The sequence below is a fragment of the Thermoflavifilum thermophilum genome, from assembly GCF_900116565.1.
In the GTDB taxonomy this organism is placed as follows: Bacteria; Bacteroidota; Bacteroidia; order Chitinophagales; family Chitinophagaceae; genus Thermoflavifilum; species Thermoflavifilum thermophilum.
In genome coordinates this window covers 2,824,109-2,847,824 of sequence record NZ_FPCJ01000001.1, presented here as the reverse complement: position 1 = coordinate 2,847,824, position 23,716 = coordinate 2,824,109, and the positions used below count along the sequence as shown (strand labels likewise).

19 protein-coding genes, 2 tRNA genes and 1 riboswitch are annotated in these 23,716 nt (G+C 44.4%); of the genes, 13 read left to right on the top strand and 8 right to left on the bottom strand.

Annotated elements, in window-relative coordinates; genetic code table 11:
* Window positions 1-90: 90 nt before the first annotated feature.
* A complete protein-coding gene (locus tag BM367_RS12040) occupies window positions 91-399 on the top strand; it encodes a winged helix-turn-helix transcriptional regulator (RefSeq protein ID WP_092460814.1) in 309 nt (102 codons plus the stop codon).
* 479 nt (window positions 400-878) lie between these two features.
* Here the strand turns inward: BM367_RS12040 and BM367_RS12035 are convergent, their stop codons facing one another.
* The 6 genes from BM367_RS12035 to BM367_RS12005 all read right to left on the bottom strand — a co-directional run bounded on the left by BM367_RS12035 (window position 879) and on the right by BM367_RS12005 (window position 11,029).
* On the bottom strand, window positions 879-1,871 hold the full coding sequence (locus tag BM367_RS12035) for an SH3 domain-containing protein (protein ID WP_143104026.1): 993 nt from the start codon (window positions 1,869-1,871) through the stop codon (window positions 879-881).
* A 203-nt stretch (window positions 1,872-2,074) separates the two neighbouring features.
* Window positions 2,075-3,505 carry a restriction endonuclease subunit S gene (locus tag BM367_RS12030; RefSeq protein WP_092460810.1) on the bottom strand — a complete coding sequence of 477 codons (1,431 nt, stop codon included), beginning with the start codon at window positions 3,503-3,505 and terminating at the stop codon, window positions 2,075-2,077.
* 5 nt (window positions 3,506-3,510) lie between these two features.
* Entirely contained in the window at window positions 3,511-4,404 is an 894-nt protein-coding gene (locus BM367_RS12025) for a DUF5655 domain-containing protein (protein WP_092460807.1), read from the bottom strand.
* A 1-nt stretch (window position 4,405) separates the two neighbouring features.
* Complete coding sequence (locus BM367_RS12020) at window positions 4,406-6,847, bottom strand: N-6 DNA methylase (RefSeq protein ID WP_143104025.1); 2,442 nt, start codon at window positions 6,845-6,847, stop codon at window positions 4,406-4,408.
* A 618-nt stretch (window positions 6,848-7,465) separates the two neighbouring features.
* Window positions 7,466-9,823: a glycoside hydrolase family 3 N-terminal domain-containing protein gene (locus tag BM367_RS12010; RefSeq protein ID WP_222842639.1), complete on the bottom strand. Its 2,358-nt coding sequence runs from the start codon at window positions 9,821-9,823 to the stop codon at window positions 7,466-7,468.
* Between the two features lie 12 nt (window positions 9,824-9,835).
* On the bottom strand, window positions 9,836-11,029 hold the full coding sequence (locus tag BM367_RS12005) for a glycoside hydrolase family protein (protein WP_092460801.1): 1,194 nt from the start codon (window positions 11,027-11,029) through the stop codon (window positions 9,836-9,838).
* Window positions 11,030-11,142: 113 nt separating this feature from the next.
* On the opposite strand from BM367_RS12005, the gene BM367_RS12000 reads away from it, so the two are divergent.
* The 3 genes from BM367_RS12000 (at window position 11,143) to BM367_RS11990 (ending at window position 16,641) form a co-directional block, all read left to right on the top strand.
* Window positions 11,143-12,207: a LacI family DNA-binding transcriptional regulator gene (locus BM367_RS12000; RefSeq protein ID WP_092460799.1), complete on the top strand. Its 1,065-nt coding sequence runs from the start codon at window positions 11,143-11,145 to the stop codon at window positions 12,205-12,207.
* A gap of 315 nt (window positions 12,208-12,522) precedes the next feature.
* Entirely contained in the window at window positions 12,523-15,243 is a 2,721-nt protein-coding gene (mgtA, locus tag BM367_RS11995; protein ID WP_092460796.1) for a magnesium-translocating P-type ATPase, read from the top strand.
* 75 nt (window positions 15,244-15,318) lie between these two features.
* The gene (locus tag BM367_RS11990) at window positions 15,319-16,641 is read left to right on the top strand and encodes a carbohydrate porin (protein WP_177224227.1); all 1,323 of its coding nucleotides are present in this window, start codon (window positions 15,319-15,321) and stop codon (window positions 16,639-16,641) included.
* A gap of 51 nt (window positions 16,642-16,692) precedes the next feature.
* Here the strand turns inward: BM367_RS11990 and BM367_RS11985 are convergent, their stop codons facing one another.
* Together BM367_RS11985 and BM367_RS11980 are read right to left on the bottom strand one after the other, a co-directional pair.
* The gene (locus tag BM367_RS11985; protein ID WP_092460792.1) at window positions 16,693-18,201 is read right to left on the bottom strand and encodes a Gfo/Idh/MocA family protein; all 1,509 of its coding nucleotides are present in this window, start codon (window positions 18,199-18,201) and stop codon (window positions 16,693-16,695) included.
* Window positions 18,202-18,225: 24 nt separating this feature from the next.
* Window positions 18,226-18,957, bottom strand: coding sequence for a 3-keto-disaccharide hydrolase (locus tag BM367_RS11980; RefSeq protein ID WP_092460790.1), 732 nt, complete (start codon window positions 18,955-18,957; stop codon window positions 18,226-18,228).
* 103 nt (window positions 18,958-19,060) lie between these two features.
* Between BM367_RS11980 and BM367_RS11975 the strand changes: the two genes are divergently transcribed.
* From BM367_RS11975 to BM367_RS11935, 9 genes are all read left to right on the top strand, one after another.
* Window positions 19,061-19,135: transfer RNA gene (locus tag BM367_RS11975), tRNA-Val, on the top strand.
* 14 nt (window positions 19,136-19,149) lie between these two features.
* Window positions 19,150-19,223: transfer RNA gene (locus tag BM367_RS11970), tRNA-Val, on the top strand.
* Between the two features lie 28 nt (window positions 19,224-19,251).
* Window positions 19,252-19,318: riboswitch (Fluoride riboswitch) on the top strand.
* 22 nt (window positions 19,319-19,340) lie between these two features.
* Complete coding sequence (gene crcB / locus BM367_RS11965) at window positions 19,341-19,718, top strand: fluoride efflux transporter CrcB (RefSeq protein ID WP_092460788.1); 378 nt, start codon at window positions 19,341-19,343, stop codon at window positions 19,716-19,718.
* Window positions 19,719-19,730: 12 nt separating this feature from the next.
* A complete protein-coding gene (locus tag BM367_RS11960; RefSeq protein WP_092460785.1) occupies window positions 19,731-20,075 on the top strand; it encodes a DUF190 domain-containing protein in 345 nt (114 codons plus the stop codon).
* Window positions 20,076-20,082: 7 nt separating this feature from the next.
* Window positions 20,083-20,583, top strand: coding sequence for a CYTH domain-containing protein (locus BM367_RS11955; protein ID WP_092460783.1), 501 nt, complete (start codon window positions 20,083-20,085; stop codon window positions 20,581-20,583).
* The gene (locus BM367_RS11950; protein WP_092460781.1) at window positions 20,567-21,022 is read left to right on the top strand and encodes a hypothetical protein; all 456 of its coding nucleotides are present in this window, start codon (window positions 20,567-20,569) and stop codon (window positions 21,020-21,022) included. The genes BM367_RS11955 and BM367_RS11950 overlap by 17 nt, the downstream gene beginning before the upstream one ends.
* A gap of 3 nt (window positions 21,023-21,025) precedes the next feature.
* A complete protein-coding gene (gene eno, locus BM367_RS11945; protein ID WP_092460779.1) occupies window positions 21,026-22,306 on the top strand; it encodes a phosphopyruvate hydratase in 1,281 nt (426 codons plus the stop codon).
* 12 nt (window positions 22,307-22,318) lie between these two features.
* Complete coding sequence (locus tag BM367_RS11940; protein ID WP_092460777.1) at window positions 22,319-22,864, top strand: inorganic diphosphatase; 546 nt, start codon at window positions 22,319-22,321, stop codon at window positions 22,862-22,864.
* 75 nt (window positions 22,865-22,939) lie between these two features.
* A complete protein-coding gene (locus BM367_RS11935; RefSeq protein ID WP_092460775.1) occupies window positions 22,940-23,704 on the top strand; it encodes a metallophosphoesterase family protein in 765 nt (254 codons plus the stop codon).
* The last annotated feature ends 12 nt before the right edge of the window (window positions 23,705-23,716 follow it).

Below are 23,716 nucleotides of genomic sequence, written 5' to 3'. Positions count from 1 at the left end.
AGCTCCCAAGCTAAAGTATAGCAGTTACCCGAAGGTAAGCATATAACATTTCACCATGGCAAAAAAAGTCACATAGAATGCACGTCCGAAATGCTCCCTGTCAGAGATGCATTGGATGTAATTAGCGGAAAATGGAGATTGATGATTTTAATTTCCATTTCATCGGGCAATCATAGGTTTAGGGAAATTGAAAGGAGTATACCGAAGATTACATCAAAAGTTCTTGCAAAAGAATTGAAAGATTTAGAAGATAATTATCTTATAAAGCGAACTGTGTATGATGGAAGACCTGTGGTAATAAAATATCAAGTTACTCCATACGCAAAAACACTTCAACCAGTGATTAAGGCGTTAAGCGATTGGGGTAAAAATCACCGAAAGGATATTTTTGATAAATAGCATTTGTCTGGCCTCTAAATTCATTGTCGGTTCAAATTTACTCTCTCGTGGTAGGGTTGCAGCTAACGGCCCTGGCTAAGAAACCTGCGGGTTTTGGAACACGTATCCGTCTGCCGAATACCAAGTTTTGTTATGTACTGTAATGTTCATTTACCGTGTCAGCCTGCATGTTTTCTTAGCCTTTGTTGGGCGCTGTAGGACTATTTTTCAAGATTGAGTATTTTACATTGTCCTGCTAATATTTGTACCTCTCCTTCCCATACATTTCCGTTACTATCAGTCGCTTTAATTTTGTGTTTTCCTACTGTCATTGTTGAAGTAAATGTTCCGAAGTCACCACAATTAGGTGTCTCGGCAGCGAAATACTTGTCCAGTTTTCCTGCATATACTCCATCTATGTAAATTGTAATGCTACTACAAGTGTTGCAGTCAGTATAGATAGTCAGTCGACCCGTTGATAAATTGGAACTTGTCAGGGATCAATAAGTGGTTTTGTTGTATGTGTTGTAATTTTCAAGGTATTTGCTCAAATCAATATCGTCGTAGGTATTAGAATAGGTGGATTTGAAATAAGGATTTTGAGAGGAAATGTAAGATTTGGAAACATAACCAGTTTGTGTTTTGTAACCCCAACTGTTATAGTCGTAGGCAGAATATTCAATCTTTGCCCAGCTCTCATTGGAGTTATCAACTACTGTAATGCTTGTACCATAATCAAGGGTGGTCTTTACTGAATAGTTTGTTGAAGGGCCGCTCCGGACGTTCAGTTTATTGGCTGTTACATAATATTTTGAACTAAAAGATATATTTACAGGATGCACATAAGGAAATGATCCTCCTAAATTTACTAAAGGTTTTTCCGGTTCTTCTAACTCAGGATGATAAAAAATAGTGCCGGAAGATGAATTGTTGTAATAGTTTTTCAAATAGGTGTCAGGGTTGCCCGTAGCTGTCTTTCCGGTATATGGATTTGTGTTGCCAGGGTAGCTCCAATTATTATATGGATTTCCGTCCGGGTTGGAACGAAAGTGTCCAGGTACGTAGGTCCCGTCTGATTTATAGTAGCCGTCAACCCAAACGTCAGATGTTGATTTGCTCGATTTATCATAATAATTTTTTAGGTAAGTGTCAGGATTACCTGTTGCAGTCTTTCCGGTATATGGGTTTGTATTTCCGGGATAGCTCCAATTATTGTATGGGTTTCCGTCAGGATTGGAACGATAATGTGGATGAACGTAAGTACCATCCTTACGGTAATATCCTTTTACTTTGACTTGTGCTGTCACTGTCGTTAGTGTCGCCAGTGTCAGTAGTAGTAGAAGTAGTCGCTTCATTTTATTATTATTTTCTTTTAGCCCTATTGTGCCCAACGGCGGGGCGGATTGACGAAGGGGCGAGCGTGGAAGAATTTGCACAGCGAAGCCCTTTTGCCAATTCGCTTGTTGAACGCAGTGCCGAACATAGCGAGGCATTGCGTTCAACGTTTGTGGATAAACGAAGTTTTCCCGAAGGGAAAATTTTGGTGAGGTTCTGCAAGAACCGAACCATTTATACACTGTTATGTGCCCCGAGCCATCAGACAAGAGTGCAACGTGGCAAGAAAGCCAAAGGCTTCTGCAGAGTTTGAAAACCTGCTGTAAATTATGTTGTTGCCGTAGTTTTTTCTTGTTTTTTGTCATTCATTAAATTCTCCGTAAGCCGTCTTTGAAATATAGCACAAGGCTTCTTTTTCGTCTTTTTCAATGGCAATCTCTACTGCTTTTTTTGCTACCTCTAATAATTCCTTCGCCTTCCTTCTTGCCTCATGGGACTGCTGAACTAATGATGCGATCTTTTGCTGTGTTGGGAGTGGAAGGATAGGGATAAGAAATTCTTTAATTTCTTTTGGGTAAATGTATTGTTGAGCTGATGCGCTTTTCCATCTTGAAGATTGAAGTTGCCCTATTTCAGAATTTAAAAATAATGCTAAATAAACAGGGTTACAAATTTCTTGCTTTGTCCTAATAAGCGTTATGAAACTTGCTGGCACTGCTTTAAAATCTTCCAATACAACGTTTGTTCTTCCAAGATATGCGCCAACAGAATAAAATAAAACATCAAAAGGTTTTATTAAATATTCTGGATATTTGTTAACAAAATGTTCATCTGTTTTCGGTGTTTCTGGCATATTAACAATTTCAGAATATAAACTCATAAATTGTGAACCTAAATGTTTTTGTATTAAAACTGGAACATCCCCATTTTCTATATAATAAGGTTGTTTACCATGATTTATGAATGAAACGACATTTTTTAATTTTTCAACTTTAACCTTTTTCATTAATAACTCAACTACTTCTTCATACGAAGGCTGGAAGTATTCGGCATCTATTCTATGAGCAGAGAGAGCGAAAGAAAGTTTAGCGGTATAGGTCTTTTTGTATCCTAGCTTGAAGTCTTTAAGTCCGACTTCTTCTAAAAGGAGGGCTTCGGCTTGGGAGTAGAGGGATTTTGAAAGTTCTATCTTACTCCACGCTTCATCTGATAATTGAGTAATTTGGTTTTGAATCTTTAAGGGAATAATACAAATCTTGAAATTTTTTAACTCTTCAGCGTTTACATTTGCTTGATTAACTGCTCGTCTGGAAAATCTACGAATTTGTTTTTTACCATATTTCGTATTTAGAAAAAGATTTAGGTAATCTGGAAGAATCTCTGAAACTGGTTTAAGTCTCAACCTGATTAAATAGGAAGCAAAAACATAATTTCCTTTTAATTTAAATATGCCTGTTCTTCCTACAAATTCTTCACTATTTACCCTATTAAAGAGTACATCGTTCTCTTCTAATTTATATTGCTTAAAAACTTGTTCGGATATTTTTAAATATTTCACTTCGTCATCTAATAAAAAACAGTCTTTAATATCATCCATACGAAAAATTGGATACCCTTTAGGTTCTTCTGTCATGGCTTGGGATATTCCATACTGACAAATATTTAGAAATTCCTTTATGGGTCTCCAAAAACCTTTAGAAAAATCAATAAAATAATCAGGTTTATAGAAATCCGCTTCTATCCTTTTTGCTCCCTCAAGCTCTGATAATTTTTTAACGCTTAATACTGCCATATTTTTTACCTGTTATATTCATAACTTTGTTGAATTAACTCAAAAACTTTTTCTATATCTTCTAATGAATCTATTTTTACCTCATAATCGCCATTTCCCCAATGACCAATCGGTTTTGGTTTTGTTAAATCCCGAGCTAACCTCCATTTATCGTTTAAATCCCCACTTTTTACATTCAGGAATATTTTTAACGAGTTAGATAATATAACTACATCTACAAAGTTTGAAGAAAGTTTATAAGCAATATACTTGGCTTTTGTTTCTTCAATTATATTTTTGTCTAATGACATTATTTTTTCTCTCAAAGCATAAAATAATTTTTTAATTTTCTCGTCTTTATCCAAAAGATGATCTTCTAAAGAATACACCAATTTTTCTTTTTTAATTTTGGCCTTTGATGTTTGTTTTTCTTCTTTAACTTGTTCGTAATTCTCTGTTTCTATTTGTAAAATTCCGTTTTCGTAAATGGCATATCTTAGAAGTTCAATTCTAATTGGAAGAATGGAGACCGTATCAAGATCAAATTTATTAAAAGATTCAGCAATACAAATCACCCGTGGAGAGTTCCAGTCAATTTCAATCTTTATATATTTCTTTTGGCATAATTTTTCAAATTCTGCTTTATGGTCTAAAAGCCAGCGTAAGTATGATAAGGATTGATTTATTACATTTTCATTTTTATTTAGTTTATACTCTATAATAACTGGAGAGCCATTCTTATCAATTCCCAAGGTATCAATTCTACCTCCCCATGTAGTAGAGTATTCTGAAGCTAAAAATATAATGTTCAAAATCTCTTCTAAATTGTCTTCAAATAGTTTCTGAATACTACGCTCTAATTTTGCGTTGGTTACACGAACTTTTTTTACTTTTTTAGTTTTTATTTCAAAAATAGCCATATTACTGCCTCCAAAAATCAAAGCCTTGTTCTTTGGCAAATTTAATAAAAGCCTCTGCTATCTCGTCCAAATCATGGTCAATTATCGGGTGTCCGTGTTCATCTAAAACAAAAGAGCCATCAGGATTTTTCTTGTATCTATACTCCCCGCTTTCGTCCTTCACGGGCTTTTCATTAACAGCAAAGAAGATTGGATAATCCATTTCTTGCATAACCTTTCCGTCAAGCCAGTATTTTTTGAATGCCTCAGTTATCCTTTCTTCGCTTAGAACTAAACTTATCTGACCTGCTAAAGTCCTTTGAGAGATTTCTTTGGTGAGTTTGTTTATCTTGCTTTGTAGTGTCTTTATTTCCTTTTTTAATTCCGCTTTTCTTGTGGCATTTGCACTTTCTAATTCTTCCTCTTTTTCTCTCAGTGCATCATCTAATTCGGATTTCTCCTGAACCAAGACAGCAAGAGGTTTTCTTCCTCTGTTTTCTTCTTCCGTCTCTTCCGTTTCTCCACTTTCAACCACATCTTCCAGTAATTCCTCAATCTCCTCTCTACTTTCAAAATAGTTTTCCAAAAAAGAGTTTAGTTCTTCAGGGATTTCTTCATCATCTACCGAACTATTCCAGGCAATATTTTGATATTTCTCTTTCAGCCCTCTCAAAAATTCTTCCCATTCTCCTTCGTATTTTGCCCTTGTTTGTTCAATTTTCTCTTTTTCTTCATCCGTGTATTTTTGTAAAAACAGAACGCTTGTTTTTGTTCCTGTGTGAGGCTTGAAAGTGTTGCCATGCAAACCTACTACTGCTAAAATCCTTGCTTCATCAATAATAAATCTGCGGATGTATTCGGCGTTTGTATTGTTGAGCAATCCCTGAGGCAAAACAATAGCCATTCTTCCGCCGGGTCTTGTAAATTGCAAAGAACGCTCTAAAAAGAGAATATGCCTGCCGATTTTGTTTACCCATCTTCCGTTTCTTTCAGCAAGGTTATAGAGTCTTAAAATATCCCTTTCTTTTACCGTCCCTGCAAATGGAGGATTAGTCATTAATACATCAAAATCAAAGTATAGAAACTTGCTTTGATTTTCCCTGTCTTTTTCAGGATTATTAGGGAATCTTAAAAGCCTGCCTCTTAAACCTGATTTTGTTTCATCTTCCCATGTGTGAGGTGCCAATGAGTTGTCTTTGTAGACATGGGATTTGCCATCCCCTACAATCAGGTTAATCGCTTTGGCTATCTTTACAGCTTTTTTAGCAAAATCAATTCCGTAAATCTTATTCTGAGCAAAATTTCTTGCATTTTCAGGTAACGGCTTCCCGCTAATCATCCCACCTGCAACCCACATCACAGAATGCAAAAGAAAACCAGCAGAGCCACAAGCAGGATCAATAATGAATTCATCAGCTTTAGGGTTGAGCATTTCAACAATCATATCTTCAACAGGTCGGGGAGTAAAAAACTGCCCTTCTCTCTTTTTGGAAACTTGAGGTATTAAATATTCAAAAGCCTCATCTATGATGCGCAAGTTGGAATTGAATAACTTTATTTTTTCTAAGAAAGATACGCAAACCTTTAAGTGGTCGTTCCTTAATTCAATTTTATCTGTTGGCTCAAATACTCCCTGCCACTCTCTCTTTGCCCCTTCTAATAGGTTTGTTATTGCTCTTTTTACCTGTTCCGTACTCCTGTCTCCAACGAAGAATTCTAACTTATAGGAGGGGGCGTTAATCCCTCTCCATTCATCGTAGAGTTTGGCATAGATTAACTTAAAAATTTCCTCAAATGGATCTACTCCTGCATTGCCTAAAACAAGCTCCTCTAAGTCCAGTAATATTTTTTTAAGTGTTGTCTTACCTTGTTTTAATTCATCGTGTTCTTCAAGCCATCTAAGGGTCCATCTTTCAGTTAAAATATCTCTCAGTGTTTCTGTTACTTTTGGTATTCTTGGAACTTCTACAAAGATATTCGGTTCTTCTCGGTGAAGCCTTATCATTTCATTTCCATTGGACCAAACACCAATCGGAGCCCCTTCAGCATTACAATAACTTTTTAACTGCTCTAACCCTGCGGTTCTTTGAGGCCTTTTTACTTCAAAGATTATGTATGGATGACTCAGGTCTTCCTGAAGGACAACCACATCTGCTAAACCAGAATCTCTTGAGCCAAAATAAACCACTCTTTCAACATCTATTCTTTCTTTTGGATAGTTATATTCATTCAATAATCTATAAACCCAAAGTTGCCTCACGATTTCTTCAGGTTTGGCGACTTTGTATTTATCTTTGATCTGGCATTTGATATAAAATTTTCCATCCCGTTCTATAATCAAGCCTTCCACTGTTCTAATCTCTCTATCCATGAAAAGAGAAAGACCGTGTTTCACATCTGAAGCCGAAAAAATCTGTGTTGTTTTGGGACGACTATTATTTGTCATATCAATTACCTCTTTCAATTGGTATGCTTAATTCTTTATTAAGTTTATTTTTTTTAAAAGCCTCCGTAAAAGCCCTTGCTCTCAAAAATAAGATAAAATTTTGTTTAAGTTTCGTTAGATGAAAGTTGCGTAACAATCTCATTATCGCTTTTCTCCTTATGAAGTTAAATGATGGCAACAACATAGTCATGATTTACGATCTCCTTTCCGTGAAAGGCAGGTTTTCGAATTACACCTAACGCTCAAATATACGTAACATATTTCTTTTTTGTATATTTATGGCGGGAAATATTCTAAAATTATTGGATACTACAAAGTTAGGTTTGAAACAGAAAACTTTGGATGATTTTACGAAATTTCTGGAAAGTAAAAGGTATGCTCCCTCTTCTATCTGTTCCTACAAAAATGCATTGATTTAAAAATAGCATAAGATACCATATACTGATGCTGAGTGGGGTGGCTCCCGTGCTCCACAGGTAGCTGGTATAACCCTCCTGAGCACGCAGCGTGGTTGAACTCCCGCACAAATAGTGGTATCGCCGGGGTGAACCTGCGGTGAACGCAGCACCAGCAAAGGCACCATATTGGAGGGTGAATTGCAGGTGGAATATCCAATCAGTCCTTGTCTGGCAGCCGTTATTTCAGCCAGATCCTCCCCCTGAGCCGGATATCGGCCGACGATGCCCCTATCCAGATATCAAACCAGCCCGGTTCCAGTTCCCATTTCCCGGAAGCATTCAAGAGCTTTAAATCCTCCCGGTGCAGGGTAAAGGTGATGGTTCGACTTTCGCCCGGCTGCAGGGAAACCCGGGCGAAGCTCCTCAGTTTTTCTACATAGGTTGTCACCGAGCTCAGCTCGTCATGGATGTACAATTGTGCGATTTCCGTGCCTGCGCGTGTACCGGTATTGGTGAGGGTACAGCTCACCAGCAATTGTCCCTTCGACTGCCAGAGGCTGGAGTCGATTTTCAGGTTGCTGTATGCAAAGGTGGTATAGCTCAGGCCATAGCCAAACGGATAAAGCCAGCCGGTAACGCTGGCATTGCCGCCCGCATCGGCAGCGGGTTTCAAGGGGAAGGAAAGCGGGATCTGCCCCACGAATTTGGGAAAAGGTATGCACAGCTTTCCGCTGGGGTTGTATTTTCCAAAAAGCACATCGGCTACAGCTGTGCCCATTTTCTCGCCCAGATACCAGCATTCCACGATAGCGGGAATATGTTGTTGGGCAAAGTTGATCGTGAAAGGTTTCCCTCCCACCAGCAAAAGAATCGTGGGTTTGTGCAAAGCGGCGATCCGGCGCACGAGCTCATCTTGCAGGCCGGGCAGCTTCAGGTTTACCCTCGAGCGCGATTCACCTACGGTCTGGTTGTTATCGCCCATAGCCATGATTACTACGTCGGCCTGGCGGGCTATGGCTACAGCCGAGTCCATCATGGCTTCCTCTGCGGGTGTGGGCGGGAAATATTCGATATCGCTTTCAGGGAAATGGGCATCCACATGGTGGCATCCTTCTGTGTAGAGGACCTGAACCGCAGGGGGCAATGCCGCGGTGATGCCTTCATACAGGGTGGTGACATGGGTGTGAACGGGGCCGTAGCGCGATAACAAGCTCCGTTCTTCCTTCATGTTGGGACCAATCAAGGCCACTGTATGAATCGAATGGGCGTCGAGAGGCAATAGATTTCCTTCATTTTTCAGCAGCACAATGCCTTCATGGGCTGCCTTTAAAGCCAATTCCTGGCTGGAGGCACTGTGTACGATGGTATCGGCGGCAGCGGGATTGGCAACATAAGGATGATCGAACAAACCCAACCAGAACTTCACATACAGCACCTCTCGCACTCGTGCATCAATCACCGACATGGGAATTTTACCTTCCCGAACTCCTTTCCTGACGGCCAAAATAAAATCGGATGGAGAGCTGAAATCGGTACGCACATTCAGTCCGGCTCCCAGCGCCTGCCGGGCTGCATCTATTTCATCGGAAGCCACATGGTATTTCGTAACCAGGTCTTCCACCGCCCGGCTGTCGCTCACCACATAACCTTTAAAACCAAATTGCTTGCGCAGGATATCGGTGAGGAAATGTTTGTTGGCCACGATAGGCACGCCATCGTAGTCGTTATAGGAAGCCATGGTGCCCAGTGCACCTGCTTTTTGAAAAGCTTCGCGGAAGGCATGCAGGTAAATTTCTTCCATTTCGTGGGGCGGCACTTGTGGGTCGGTACGCACGCGGCCATCCCGTCCGCCGATGGGGATGCTGTACACCGCAAAGTGCTTGCAGGTGGAAACCACCCGTTCATCCTGCAATCCCCTGACGGCCTGCTTGCCTAATTCTCCGATCAGAAAAGGATCGCAGCCATAGGTTTCTTCCGTACGTCCCCAGCGTGGATCAGAAGCCACGTCCAAGATGGGAGAATACACATTGGTGTAGCCCAAGGCCCGGGCTTCCCGGCCCGTAACCCGGCCAATCTGGTACACCAGTGCAGTATCGAACGCACAGGCCTGGGCAATCTGGGCCGGGAAATAGGTGGCTTTCATGTGATTGAGTCCGCGTATGCCTTCGGTGGTAAAATCCACCGGAATCCCCAGCCGGGTTTGCTCCACAAAAAAACGCTGGATTTCGTTCAAGGCTTTTGCATGAGCGGAGTAAGGATAAGCATATACGGTATCTTTTCGCAGGCCGGTCAGTTGTTCGTCGATATTGGCTATTCCATCTTTCCAGATGCTGTCTTTCCAGGCTGGCGTAGGCAGGCGGTCCTGCAGCACGGCACCATAGCCGTAGAGCGTGGCCAGCTGACAGGTTTTTTCGTTCAGATTCATCTGGCGAAGCAAATCATCCACTCGTTTTTCAATGGGCTGACGGGGATCTTCATACACATCTTTTTTCCCGTTTTTATTGAAATCAATCCAGCCCTGGTGATAAATGGACTGGGCCATGGAAGAAAGCTGGCCTATGAGCAGGAAGATGAATACTGAACTGGTTGTTTTCATGATGACAAACATTTAAAACAAAAAATCGGCTGTATGCATGTGGCTATATCTCCACAATGCCTGCAACAAATAATAGTCTGCGTAAATCAATGGCACATCCATTTCCCGGTGGTGATGCGCATCGCCGGTAGCATGTTTGACCAAGAGAAAGCCTGACGAATCCGTGTTCAGATAGGTCGGCATACACAGGCTTTGCAGCATTTGCACGGCCCAGTGTTCGTAAGCATGCGTCTTTCCCGGAACATAGTTGCTCAGCTCCAGCAGGGCCGAAGCCGCGATGGTTGCGGCAGAAGCATCTTTCAGCTGTTGCAGGCTATCGGGCGCGTTGAAATCCCAGGGCGGGATATGATCTGAAATTGTTTTGATGTGGTTGATGAAATAATCGGCAGCCTGACGGGCATAGAACAGATATTCCGGATTCCGGGTATAGCGATAAGCCACGGTAAGTCCATATATAGCCCAGGCCTGTCCGCGCGACCAGCAGCTGCTGTCCGCATATCCCTGCCAGGTTTTCCGGGCCAACAGTTTGCCCGTTTCCGGATCGTAGTCCAGCACATGGTAGGTACTGAAGTCGTTTCGGAAGCGATATCGCAAATCGTGGTTGATGTGGGAGACGGCGATCCGGTAAAAGCTGCTGTCGTCCGTAAGCTTCGTTGCAAGGAAGAGCAGCTCTAAGTTCATCAGGTTATCTACAATCACCGGGTAATGCCAGGGGCCGCCGTCCCAGGATTTGATTTCGCCCACCTGCGGGTGAAAACGTTGGGTGAGGGAGCGGGCTGCGCGGATCAATACCTCGCGGAACGGGGTGTGGTGAGTAGCTTTATAAGCTTTTTCAAACGGAATACCCACCATAAAACCCAGATCGTGGGTCGTGGTAAGGGTATCGTCGGCTTCCAAAGGTTGGGTATAGGCCAGGGCTTCCTGCTTCCAGAACGGATTTTGGGTGAAAGCATACAGATACCAGAGCTTGCCCGGGAAAAAACCGGCTGTCCAGCCATGGAGATTGGCTTCCACGGGTTCGCCATTTGCATGTTCGCTGTGTAGAAACTGCAGGGTATCGCGATGTGCGGATAGGTAATGCTTGGTTTGTTGTGCAGCCAGTTGCACAACTCGATGGATGGGCAAGGTATCCGATGCGAATGGGTGATGGGTAAATCTGGCTTGTGTGTGGCTGAAGATCCAACAAAATATAATAAGCAACCGCATGTTGTTGTGTTTGGACAAAGATGTTTGAAATGGGTAAAAACTGCAAGTGTTTTTTGTGCAATCGTTTCCGTAAATAGCGTTAAACTGAATGATATTTTTTGTATTTTTCGCTTATGGCAGAGAAAATAGATCTGAAACGCATTGCCCGTGAATTAAATCTGGCTGTATCTACCGTATCCCGTGCATTGCGCGACAGTTATGAGATCAGCGAGGAAACCAAACAGAAAGTTTTTGCACTGGCGCGTCAACTGAATTATGAACCCAATCCCTATGCCAGCAGCCTCAGGCGGCAGAGAAGCAAAACCATTGGAGTGGTATTACCTGAACTGCCTAATAATTTTTTCACGCATGTAGTAAATGGCATTGAATGGGTAGCCCGGCAAAAAGGGTATCATGTATTGATTTACATCACGCATGAGCAAATGGAGCAGGAGATTTCGCTGATTCGCCATTTGCAGAGTGGGCGAGTGGATGGGGTGTTGGCTTCTGTATGTGCCGGTACACAGGATATTGCGCATTTTCGCAGTTTGCACCAGCATGGGATTCCGCTGGTATTCTTTGACAGGGTATGTGAGGATAGCGGTTTCCCAACGGTTACGACCAACGACTATGAAGCCAGTTACCATGCCACCGTGCATTTGATTCAGCAAGGCTGCAGGCATTTGTATCATTTAACCCTGCCACTGCATTTATCCATCACCCGAAAAAGATTGCAGGGCTTTCTGGATGCCTTGCAGCAATATCAGTTGCCCGTAAATGAATCTACAGTATTGATTGCCAAGGATATGGATCTGTTTTACGACCAGCTTGATCAGTTGCTTTGCAGTACCCAGCCACCTGATGGCATCTTTGCGGCTGTGGAAAAGCTGGTATTGCTGGTCTATCATATTTGCCAGAAACGGCACATCCGCATTCCGAGTCAGCTAAAAGTGCTTGCTTTTTCAAACTTAGAAACCGCTCCCTTATTGGCTCCACCGCTCACCACCATTACGCAGCCCGCATTTGAAATCGGGAAAAAAGCCGCCGAACTGTTGTTCAGAAAAATTGAAAAGAAACGAGACATATTGGAACAAATGCATTATGTGATTCCTTCCGCTCTTGTGATCCGGGATTCGACACGGAGTTTGGGGCAGGCTTTATCCAATCAGTCTGCTGCTGAATGGATTCATTCGGCATAAGAATTTTTTTTATTTACACGGGTGTACTTACCTTTGCGCCGCCAAATCCATTTCACATGGAAGCTGACAGTCGATTACGTTTGTTTATCCGAATGGTTTAACCTGCCCGCTGCATAGCCGCTTTATTGCCTGCAGCGGGTAATAAAGCGTGAGCTATGCGTTTCTTCTTCATTCGTTCGTTTATTCCGGCACGCTTGCAATTGTTTTATCAGTTTTATTTTCCTTCGCCGTACAGGAGTTAAGGATCTGCATGCATGGCCATTTGCTGGTTCATGCAAAAAGAAACTCAGTTGTTTCATCCTTAAATCCTGAATTATGATATCCATCGCACAGGTATTTCATCGCAAAGTTGCTGTTACAGGAAATAAGAACCATAACGGGAATCAGGTCAACCCTGAATTTCCCGGAGCACACAGATTGCAGCAGATAGCAGCACTATCTGGTGAGGAAGTGTATTCGGCCCTGCAAAGTGATGAAACAGGCTTGTGGCAGGAAGAAGCCGAAGAAAGGCTTGAACAATATGGGTTGAATGAAATCACCCATGACCGGGCACCTGCCTGGTATATGCAGCTGATGGAAGCATTTATGAATCCTTTTGTAGGCGTGCTGGCCATTATTGCCATCATTTCTTTTTTTACAGATGTGTGGTTTTCTCCGCCCGGACAGCGCGATTACAGCACGCTGGCCGTGATCCTGGTGATGATTCTGGTGAGTTCATTTCTCCGTTTCTGGCAGGAATATCGGAGCAACCGGGCGGCGGAAGCATTAAAAAGCATGGTGAAAACCACGGCCACCGTCTTACGGAAAGGGCTCGGCAGAAAGGAAATTCCCATTCAGCAATTGGTACCCGGCGACATCATCTGGCTGGCTGCGGGCGACATGTTACCGGCCGACTGTCGGATTCTCACCAGCAAAGATCTGTTTATCACGCAAGCCATGCTGACCGGCGAATCGGTGCCAGTGGAAAAGCATGCAGCCCCTGTGGCCGATCCACAAGCTGTTTCCGTTTTTGAGCTGAGCAATATTGCCTTTATGGGTACCAATGTGGTGAGCGGCTCGGCACTGGCTATCGTGGTAGTAACCGGCAATCAGACCTATCTGGGTTCATTGAGTCGCACACTAAGCCGCAAAAGAGCAGAAACCAGCTTTGATCGGGGCGTAAACAACGTAAGCTGGCTGTTGATCCGGGCCATGATGATCATGGTGCCGCTGGTGTTTTTGATCAATGGTTTCACAAAAGGCGACTGGGTCAATGCATTTTTGTTTGCCCTGGCCATGGCGGTAGGATTGACACCCGAAATGCTGCCCATGATCGTAACCACCAATCTGGCCAAGGGTGCCATCAACATGAGCCGCCGCAAGGTAATTGTGAAACGGCTGAACGCCATCCAGAATATTGGTGCTATGGATGTGTTGTGTACCGATAAAACCGGTACCCTTACGCTCGACAAGGTAGTGCTGGAACGGCATTTAAACGTGCATGGTGTGGACGATGATGAGGTATTGAAATGGGCTTATTTGAACAGTTATCACCAGACCGGCCTGAAAAACTTGCTGGACCTGGCTGTGCTGGAGCATGCCCAGGAACATGCATTGTTCAGGGAAGAAGAACAATACGAAAAGGTGGATGAAATTCCCTTCGATTTCCAGCGCCGCCGCATGTCGGTCATCGTGAAACTGCCCAATCAAAAACACCTGCTGGTGTGCAAGGGAGCTGTGGAAGAAATGATTGATTTGTGCAGCTATACCTTTCAACCCGATGAAAACCGCTCCCTGCACATTTATCGCGATCCGGTGATTCCGCTTACAAAGGAAATGAAAGAAAATATTCTGCGTATTTCCTGTGAATTGAATGAAGACGGCCTGCGGGTGTTGCTGGTAGCTATCAGGGAATATGAGCCCCGTCCGCTGAATTATACGGTGGAAGATGAACGCGATATGGTGTTTACGGGATTCATTGGATTTCTGGATCCGGCCAAACCTTCGGCTCGCCCCGCTATTGAGGCTCTTCAAAAACTCGGTGTGCAAATCAAGGTGCTCACCGGCGATAATGATGTGGTAGCTCGCAAAATATGCAGAGATGTAGGCATTTCAACCCAGCACATTCTGCTGGGTGCGGATGTGGAGAAGATGGATGATGACACCCTGAAAAACCATTTGAAGCAGGCCAGCATTCTGGCCAAGCTCAGCCCCATGCAAAAGGCGCGTGTGGTGAAACTGCTGCAGTCGATGGGACATACCGTGGGTTTTCTGGGTGATGGTATCAACGATGCAGCTGCATTGAAACAGGCCGATGTGGGAATTTCGGTGGATACGGCTGTGGACATTGCTAAAGAAAGTGCCGATATCATTTTGCTGGAAAAAGATCTGATGGTATTGCGCAAAGGTGTGATTTACGGCCGTCGTACGTTTGGCAATATCATCAAATACATCAAGATGGCGGTGAGCAGCAATTTCGGGAATATGTTCAGCATGCTGGGTGCCAGTGCTATTTTTCCGTTTTTGCCCATGATGCCTGTTCAACTGCTGGTGCAGAATCTACTGTATGATTTGTCGCAGATTTCCATTCCATGGGACAAGATGGATGCTGAATACATTTCCATTCCACGCAAATGGGAAGCTGAAGGCATTGCCCGGTTTATGGTATTTATCGGCCCCATCAGTTCCATATTCGATTATGTGACTTTCTTTGTGATGTATCATATTTTTCATGCCAGCACGCCTGCTCATCAAAGCCTGTTTCAATCGGGCTGGTTTGTGGAAGGCTTGCTTTCGCAGACGTTGATCGTACACATGATCCGCACAAAGAAAATTCCTTTCATCGAAAGCTGGGCCACCTGGCCTGTTATTGCGCTTACGATTTTCATTATAGCAATAGGTATCTGGATTCCGTTTTCACCCTTTGCTTCGGCTTTGGGCCTACAACCCTTGCCTGGCGTGTATTTCATTTACCTGATTCTGATCCTTGCCAGCTATTGTGTGCTCACGCAGGTGGTGAAAACCTGGTATATCCGGAAGTTTGGACAATGGTTATAATCTTTTTAAAAAACTATTTAAACACAAAAAATGCCGACAAAATACAAGTATGCACGTGTTGTTTTTGCAGGAATCATGGTTACATGCATCGCTCGTGTGGCCCGGGCTCAGCAGGTTGATTCGATTGTAAACCAGACATGGAATATACATGGTCAGTTTACTTTTATTACCCAGTATCATCCGGCGTTTCATGCGGCTTATTCAGGCAAAAACAGTTTATCCGATTCTTCAGATCATAAATCATCACTTACCTTTACTTTGTTTTGTGGCAGAAGGCTTTGGCGCAACGCAGCCGTTTATTTCAGCCCGGAGATTTCAGGAGGATTGGGTTTTAATGATGCGCGTGGGATAGCCGGTTTCACCAATGGAGATATTTATCGCGTGGATAACCCAACACCTCAGGGATATGTGGCTCGATTGTACCTAATACAATATATTCCGTTGGGTGCTTCATCCGATGTTCAGGCGGATGAGCCCTTGCAGCTTGGCGGATATGTTTCCTCCAGACGTCTGGAAATGATTGCCGGGAAGCTTTCGATGACGGATTTATTTGACAATAATCCGGTGAGCCACGATCCGCGTACGCAATTTCTCAATTGGTCAATCATGGACGACGGAGCGTGGGATTTTCCGGCTGATACGCGGGGATATGATGCTATTGTTTCGCTGGGCTATGTGACACCGCATTGGACTATCCGCATGGCAGAAGCCCTGGAGCCTACTTATGCCAATGGCAGTACATTAAACTGGAATCTTCATCGCAGTCATTCGGAGACCATTGAATGCACTTATACCGGAACATGGCGTCAGCATCCGTTGTTCGCAGGCATACATGTATATAACAATTTTACTCCAGCACCTGAATATGCAGCCGTTGTTCATGCCAAAAAGCTGGGCACAGATACCACAATGGATGTGATTGATCCTTCTCCTGTGAGCCATTCAAAATATGGAGTGGGAGTGAGTATGAGTTATACCGCTAATGCCCGGGTACAAACTTTTTTGCGTGCCGGATGGAATGACGGACATACTGCCACCTGGGCATTTACGGAAATTGATCGTTCCATAAGCGCGGGAGGTATGTATCAGATTCCTCTTCCGTCAAGGCAGAAGTATTGGCAGCGTTCAGATCGGTTCCTGCAGATCGGGTGTGCATTTGTGGTGAATGGCCTTTCGGCTCCGCATCGGGAATTTCTGGAAGCTGGTGGTTATGGCTTTGTGATTGGCGACGGAAAACTGCGCTATGCCACTGAAAATATTGCCGAATTATATGCGCTGTTCCCATTGCATCAGCTGATTACGCTGACCGGTGATTTCCAATGGATTGTTCATCCGGCATACAACCGTGATCGCGGTCCGGTGGCTGTGGGGAGCATTCGCCTGCATGTAGCTTTTTGAAGCAAATAAAACATGCATGCTTGCGCCGAATGAAGCTGGCAGCCTAGGCATTTAAAGCTCCAAGTCGCCCCAGCCTTTGCGGTAAGTACGTCGCAGAAACTGATTTGCTGGTTCAAAGTTGGTGATTCGCATTTGCCGGGCATCCCATTGGTAGGTGATATAACGACCGGGAGAAGTAAGCACGGTTTGATTACCTCGTTTTTCCTGCATCTGCAGGGTAAAGCAGCGCAACAGCAGGTTGCCCATCAGCACGGTTTCCGTGAGGGGGCCGGCATAGCCTTCAAAAGGAGAATCTACTTCGGCGTTTCCGTAACCGGCCAGGCATGCATCAATCCATTGCCACCAATGGCCGTCCATGCCACCCGGCACACGGGGATATTTTTCCGGAATCCGGATATCCTCGTTCAGCGACAGGGGCAGTAACCGGGGATTATTTCCTCCCCAGCCACAGGCAATTTTGCCGTGTGTACCGATAAACAGCGAACCTCCTTCGTAGTCATCGCCGGGAGGAATGGCCGCCAGAGCTTCATTTTCATTGACACTGGGATCCAGTTCATCGGGCCGGTCGGGAATCAGTCCGCCGTCCATCCAATACAGACGCAGGTTACGTCCATTTTTCAGCGGAAAGATGTAGCGCAGGATACTGGCAGGCGGAATGCTTTCCTGATAGAAGGCTTCCTGAAAAATGCCGGAATACAGGGTTACGGCGCTGCAGGTGATTTCGGTGGGATAGCCCAAATCGAACAATTTGAATGCAGGGCCGATGATATGGCAGCCCATGTCGCCCAGGGCGCCAGTGCCAAAGCGCCACCAGCCGCGCCAGTTGAAGGGTACCAGGTTGTCAATATAGTCCACATATTCCGCTGTTCCCAGCCACAAATCCCAGTTAAGTTCCTTCGGTACAGGAGGGTGATCTTTCGGCCAGGGGATGCCCTGGGGCCAGACGGGCCGGTTGGTCCAGTTATAGACAGTATGCACGTCCCCAATTAAACCAGCTTCCAGCCATTCGCGCAACGTACGCATACCATCACACGATGCACCTTGGTCGCCCATCTGCGTAACCACTTTATATTTTTTAGCAGCCTCCGTAAGAATGCGTGCTTCGTAAATATCGTGTGTCAGCGGTTTTTGCAGATAAACATGTTTGCCCATTTGCATGGCCCTGAGCGCGACGATGGCGTGGTTATGATCCGGAATAGCAATGGTTACGGCATCGAAATGCGCATGCTCTTTCTCATACAGTTCCCGCCAGTCTTCATAAAAACCGGCTTTGGGAAATTCTTTTCTGCGCGGAGCGGCCATGCGTTGATCCACATCGCAGAGATAGGCAATGACGGCATTTTTCTTCGGGGCATTGGCAAAATGATGGATATCGTTTTCCCCCTCGCCGCCACATCCTATGGCAGCGATATACAACGTATCGCTGGGAGCCACATAACCCTTTCCGCCAAGTACATGGCGCGGTACGATGTAAAATCCAGCTGTGGCCATGGCAGCCGTTTTCAGAAATTCGGCCCGCGAAAGCCGGCGTGGTTCATGTACAGGATTGTCGTTTGACATAGATATTAGTTGAGGTGGAAAGTATTACCAGGTACGAATCTTGATATTGCGAAACCACAGTTTCCCGTTTTCCGTACCCTGCAGCGCAATATGTCCTTTCTGAAAACTGCCAAAATCAGGCATGGTAGCAAATTTGCTATGGGCAATCAGCTGTTTCCATGCGGGTGTCCACAAATGGGTATCTATGATCCGGTGTCCGTTTTCAAACAGTTGAAGATGGCCGTGGTCGCAGATGATTTCATAGGTATTCCACTCACCTCCCGGAGTTACCCATTCGGTATCGGCTGCTATCAGATCGTATAAATCGCCAGCGCGGCATTTCAAGATGCGGCTGTCGGGACTGCAGCACAGATCCACAATCTGCATTTCTGGGCCTGTGTTCCAGGTTTCATGATAGGCAGGAGATTCATGTACATAAAACATGACGCCGCTGTTGCCACAGGGCTCAACTTTCCATTCTATTTTCAGATCAAAATTGGCAAACTCTTCATCGCTGGTCAGGTCGGCATAATCCGCATATGGGCTATGGGCGTTTTTATCCAGTACAATACAACCGTTTTCCACTTTCCAGGCTTTACCCGGATGTTTCTCCAGATACGAATGCCAGCCACTCAGGTCTTTGCCATTGAACAGCAGGCGCCAGCCAGCGGCTTTTTCCCGGGCTGTCAGGGTATTGGCAGGCTGGTTCTGGGCAATGCAGAATAATGAAAACGTCAGGCATACAAAAACAAAACAGCCAAAGGGAAGGCGCGGCATGCAGCAAAAGTTTATGGGTAAAGGAATAGCTCACAAGGTATGGACTCAAATAGAAAAAAGCAATGCAGGAAAAGAAAAAATTGGACGTAAATTTGCAGCTGTTGGGTTGTTAGCTCAGTTGGTTCAGAGCATCGTCTTGACAGGGCGGGGGTCACCGGTTCGAATCCGGTACAACCCACAGCTCTTTTGAATGGGTTGTTAGCTCAGGGGTTCAGAGCACTGTCTTCACACGGCAGGGGTCACTGGTTCAAATCCAGTACAACCCACAGTTTGGGGTTCATGTCTTTGATATTCATGAACACAGGTGATGGAGTTCACCTTTAACCGCCTGTTTTCCAAGGCTAATAACTCCTGTACATTTGCCATTCATGAAATGATTACATATGTACAGGAATTTGTTGATCGTCGGCATGGGTAGTTTTATAGGCGGTGCATTGCGCTACCTCTTGCAAACACTTATCCAACGTTATTATCCTGCTCCCATTCCACTGGGTACCTTATGGGTAAATGTAAGTGGTTGCTTTCTAATTGGCGTGATTTATGGCCTGTCAGTAAAAGGCGGACTTTTATCTCCCGAAATGCGCTTGTTTCTTGCAGTAGGTGTTTGCGGGGGCTACACTACTTTTTCTTCATTTGCCTATGAAAATGTATCCCTGCTGATGGATGCCGAATGGTTTTATTTCGGTTTATACACTTCTCTAAGCTTTTTCTTCGGCATGTTTGCTGCTTATCTGGGAGCCTATCTGGTTAAAATCTTTTAAATCATTTTACACATGGAAACATTAAACGGAGAATCCAAATTATTGCGCATTTTCATCGGTGAAATCGATAAACTGGGTAAACAGCCTTTGTACCAGGCGATCTTGTTTGCTGCACGCAAACAGGGCATGGCTGGCTGCACGGTGTTAAGAGGCATCATGTCGTTTGGCGCTGGTTCGAAGGTGCATACAGCCAAATGGATTGATGTTTCGGAAGACCTGCCCATTGTGGTGGAAATAGTGGATAAAGAAGAAAAAATCAATGCTTTTCTTCCGGCATTGCATGAAATGATGGAAAAGGCTGGCTGTGGCGGGTTGATTACCATTGAAAAAGCGCAGGTATTGTATTATCGCCATTGAACGAAATATGGCTATTGAAATTGAACGGCGTTTTCTGGTGAAGCCTGATGCCTGGCATCAGCTGGTATCGCAGCAAAAACTCAAAGGCAAACGATATGTGCAGGGTTATCTGTGCATGGGTGAAAAAGCTGTGATACGCGTTCGCATAGCAGATACGCAGGCATGGATTACAATAAAAGGGAAAACTTCGCATGCTACGCGCACTGAGTTTGAATATCCCATACCTGTTGCTGATGCACAACAAATGCTCAGGCTGTTGACTGCAAACACACTGATTCAGAAAACGCGCTATCATCTGGCAACTGATGAGGATGGCTATTGGGAAGTAGATGTATTCCACGATGAAAATGAAGGGTTGATCATAGCCGAACGTGAACTCATGCTTCCTGGTCAGTTTCTGATATTACCAGAATGGATAGATCGGGAAATCACGGAAGACCCGCGATTTTACAATATGAATCTGGCACTTCATCCATTTAAAAATTGGTCGCATGAACTCAAATCCTGAACTACCTGAAAATTATTTTCGTGTGTTTCGTTCGCTGGCACAGCTCATTGAAGAAAAACTTGTGGAAATGGAGATGAGTTTTGTGCGATTCCAACAGCCCACACGAGTTCATCTGGAATACCAGTATGATCTCGATGAAGCAGATTGCAACCGCATCAAACAAGTCATTGGCCGGATGTATCAGGAACTTGAAGTTTTTGTCAATCGTTATCAGATACCGCCTAGATCTTTTAGTCTGCGCAAGCAGTTGTTGGTACAGAATTCATTTCTCTGGGAAGATCTGGAAAACTCGCGCAGCAAACGCATCCGGGGATATGGAGCAGTAAACGATGTTTTGATGCAGGAACTCGATACATTTTTAGATCATCTGATTATGTTTTCCAATCAGATTTCCGACATCTGCCAGGGGAATTTAAAAGAAAATATACAAAATGGATAGTTTATGAAAATTACATCTTTGCATGCACGCGAAGTGCTTGATTCGCGTGGCAATCCCACAGTGGAAGCCGAAATCACCATTGACAGCCGGTTTCAGGCCTCAGCCATAGTGCCTTCCGGAGCAAGCACGGGTGAAAAAGAAGCGGTGGAGTTGCGCGATGGCGATTTGCAACGGTACAAAGGCAAAGGCGTATTACAGGCCGTTGGACATGTCAATGGAGAAATCAGTTATGCCCTGCTAAATAAGGAAATTCCAGACCAGGCCGCACTCGATCGGATCCTGATTGAACTGGACGGAACACCTAACAAGTCCAGACTGGGAGCCAATGCCATTCTTGCTGTTTCTATAGCATTTGCCAAAGCCATGGCGCTGGCGCGCGGCATACCTCTCTATGCACAGCTGGAAACGCATGACACCTATGTAATGCCTGTGCCTTGCATGAATGTGATCAATGGTGGACGTCATGCCGACAACAGCATCGATTTTCAGGAATTCATGATTGCCCCGCATCGGGCGCATTCTTTCCGCGAAGCTATTCGCATGGGTATAGAAACATTTCAGACGTTAAAAGAAATCCTCCGCAAGAAAGGTTATGTAACGGCTGTAGGCGATGAAGGAGGCTTTGCACCAAATCTTTCATCCAATGAAGAAGCTATCGAAATCATTCTCGAAGCCATCGTGAAAGCAGGTTATGCACCGGGTGATGATATCTCAATCTGCATAGATCCCGCAACCAGTGAGCTCTGGGAGGCTGGCCGCTATGTATTGTTTAAATCCATGAAAGGCTCACTGAGCCGCGATGAACTGCTCGACCTGTGGGTCAACTGGGTGAGACAATATCCTATTGTGCTGCTTGAAGACGGAATGGCCGAGAACGACTGGGATGGCTGGAAAATGCTTACACAAACACTAGGCAACGAGGTAGAATTGGTGGGTGACGATATCTTTTGTACCAACCCATCCATCTTTCAAAAAGGCATCGAACAAGGTATTGCCAATAGCATCCTGATCAAGCTGAATCAAATCGGCACGGTGACGGAAACGCTGCAAACCATTCAACTGGCACGCCAGCATCATTATAAGTATTTCATTTCCCATCGCAGCGGAGAAACCGAAGATACCACCATTGCTGATCTGGCTGTGGCTACCTGTGCTGGGCATATCAAAACTGGCAGTGGATGCCGCGGCGAACGCATTGCAAAATTCAACCGCTTGCTCCGTATCGAAGAAGAGCTGGGCCATCGGAGTCGTTTTGCAGGAAAACAAGCATTTATTTTTTCATAAAAATAAACAGATATGATTGGCGTAAAACATCCCTGGCACGATCTTTCACCAGGCCCACAGTGTCCGAAGATCGTGCATGCTGTTATTGAAATCCCGCAGGGCAGCAAAAGCAAATATGAATTAGATAAGCCTACCGGCCTGCTTAAATTGGACAGGGTGTTGTTTTCAGCAGTTCATTATCCGGCCAATTACGGTTTGATACCACAGACTTATTTTACTGATCAAGATCCACTGGATATCCTGGTGTTTGCTTCCATGCCTCTCACGCCGCTGTGTTTGCTGGAAGCCCGTGTCATTGGTCTTATGCACATGACTGACGGCAATGATGTGGATGATAAAATTATTGCTGTGGCACATCATGATGCAGCCTTTTTTCACATACAGGATATGGACGAACTGCCAGCATATACGATAGCCGAATTGAAAAATTTTTTTGAAGATTATAAAAAACTCGAAAATAAGATTGTAAAGGTGGGTGATTTTATGAACAAGGAAGCGGCTTATACCTGTATTCAGGAAAGCGTTGAAAGATACGCACAGAAGTTCAAAAAAGAGTAATATTCAAAGTATGCAAATATGCATACCTGTGCGGATGTTGCTTAGATTATTTTTTGCAAAATAAAAAACTGATCCATGCGATGGGCTATATTCAGTGATGTCCATGCCAATTTACCAGCACTGGAAGCTGTATGGAAAAGCCTGCAGCGGCAATCTCCTGATATGATCTTTTGTCTGGGTGATCTGGTCAATCAGCATGTTTGGAATAATGAGGTGGTGGAATTTATTCGTGGTCATCATATTGCAACGGTGAAAGGAAATCACGATCAGGGAATCGGAGAGGGGAAAACTGATTTTCCGTTTTCTTATTCTTCACCGGATGTGTACAAATGGGGCAAGCAAGCTATTACCTACACTTTATCCCAGATTCGAGCGGAACATCAGGCCTATTTGCGCCAATTGCCCATGCATATGGATTTCAGTTTTACTGATCATGTCAGATCCATTCATTGCATGCTTGCGCATGGCAGTGCCACATCGATTGAGCAATATCTTTTTGAAAACCTGCCGCAGGAAGAACTTATAGCCGCACTGGATGCTGCTCATGCGGATGTATTGATTGTGGGGCACACGCATAGGCCCTATCATAAAATATTTTATCAGGGAAACCAGGTCAAACATCTCATCAATGTAGGTTCAGCTGGCCGGCCCAAGGATGGCAACTGGCGGCCGGTATATGTAGTGGTGGACTGGAACTTCAATTCCTCATCAAACAACAATAATGATTATTTATCTGTACAGTTTTATCGGGTTGAATATGATCTCGAGAAAAGCATCAAAGCTATTCAGGCAAGTCCGCTTTCATTGTATTTTGCTTCCTGCCTCATGCAGGGTGAATAATCAAATCTGAAG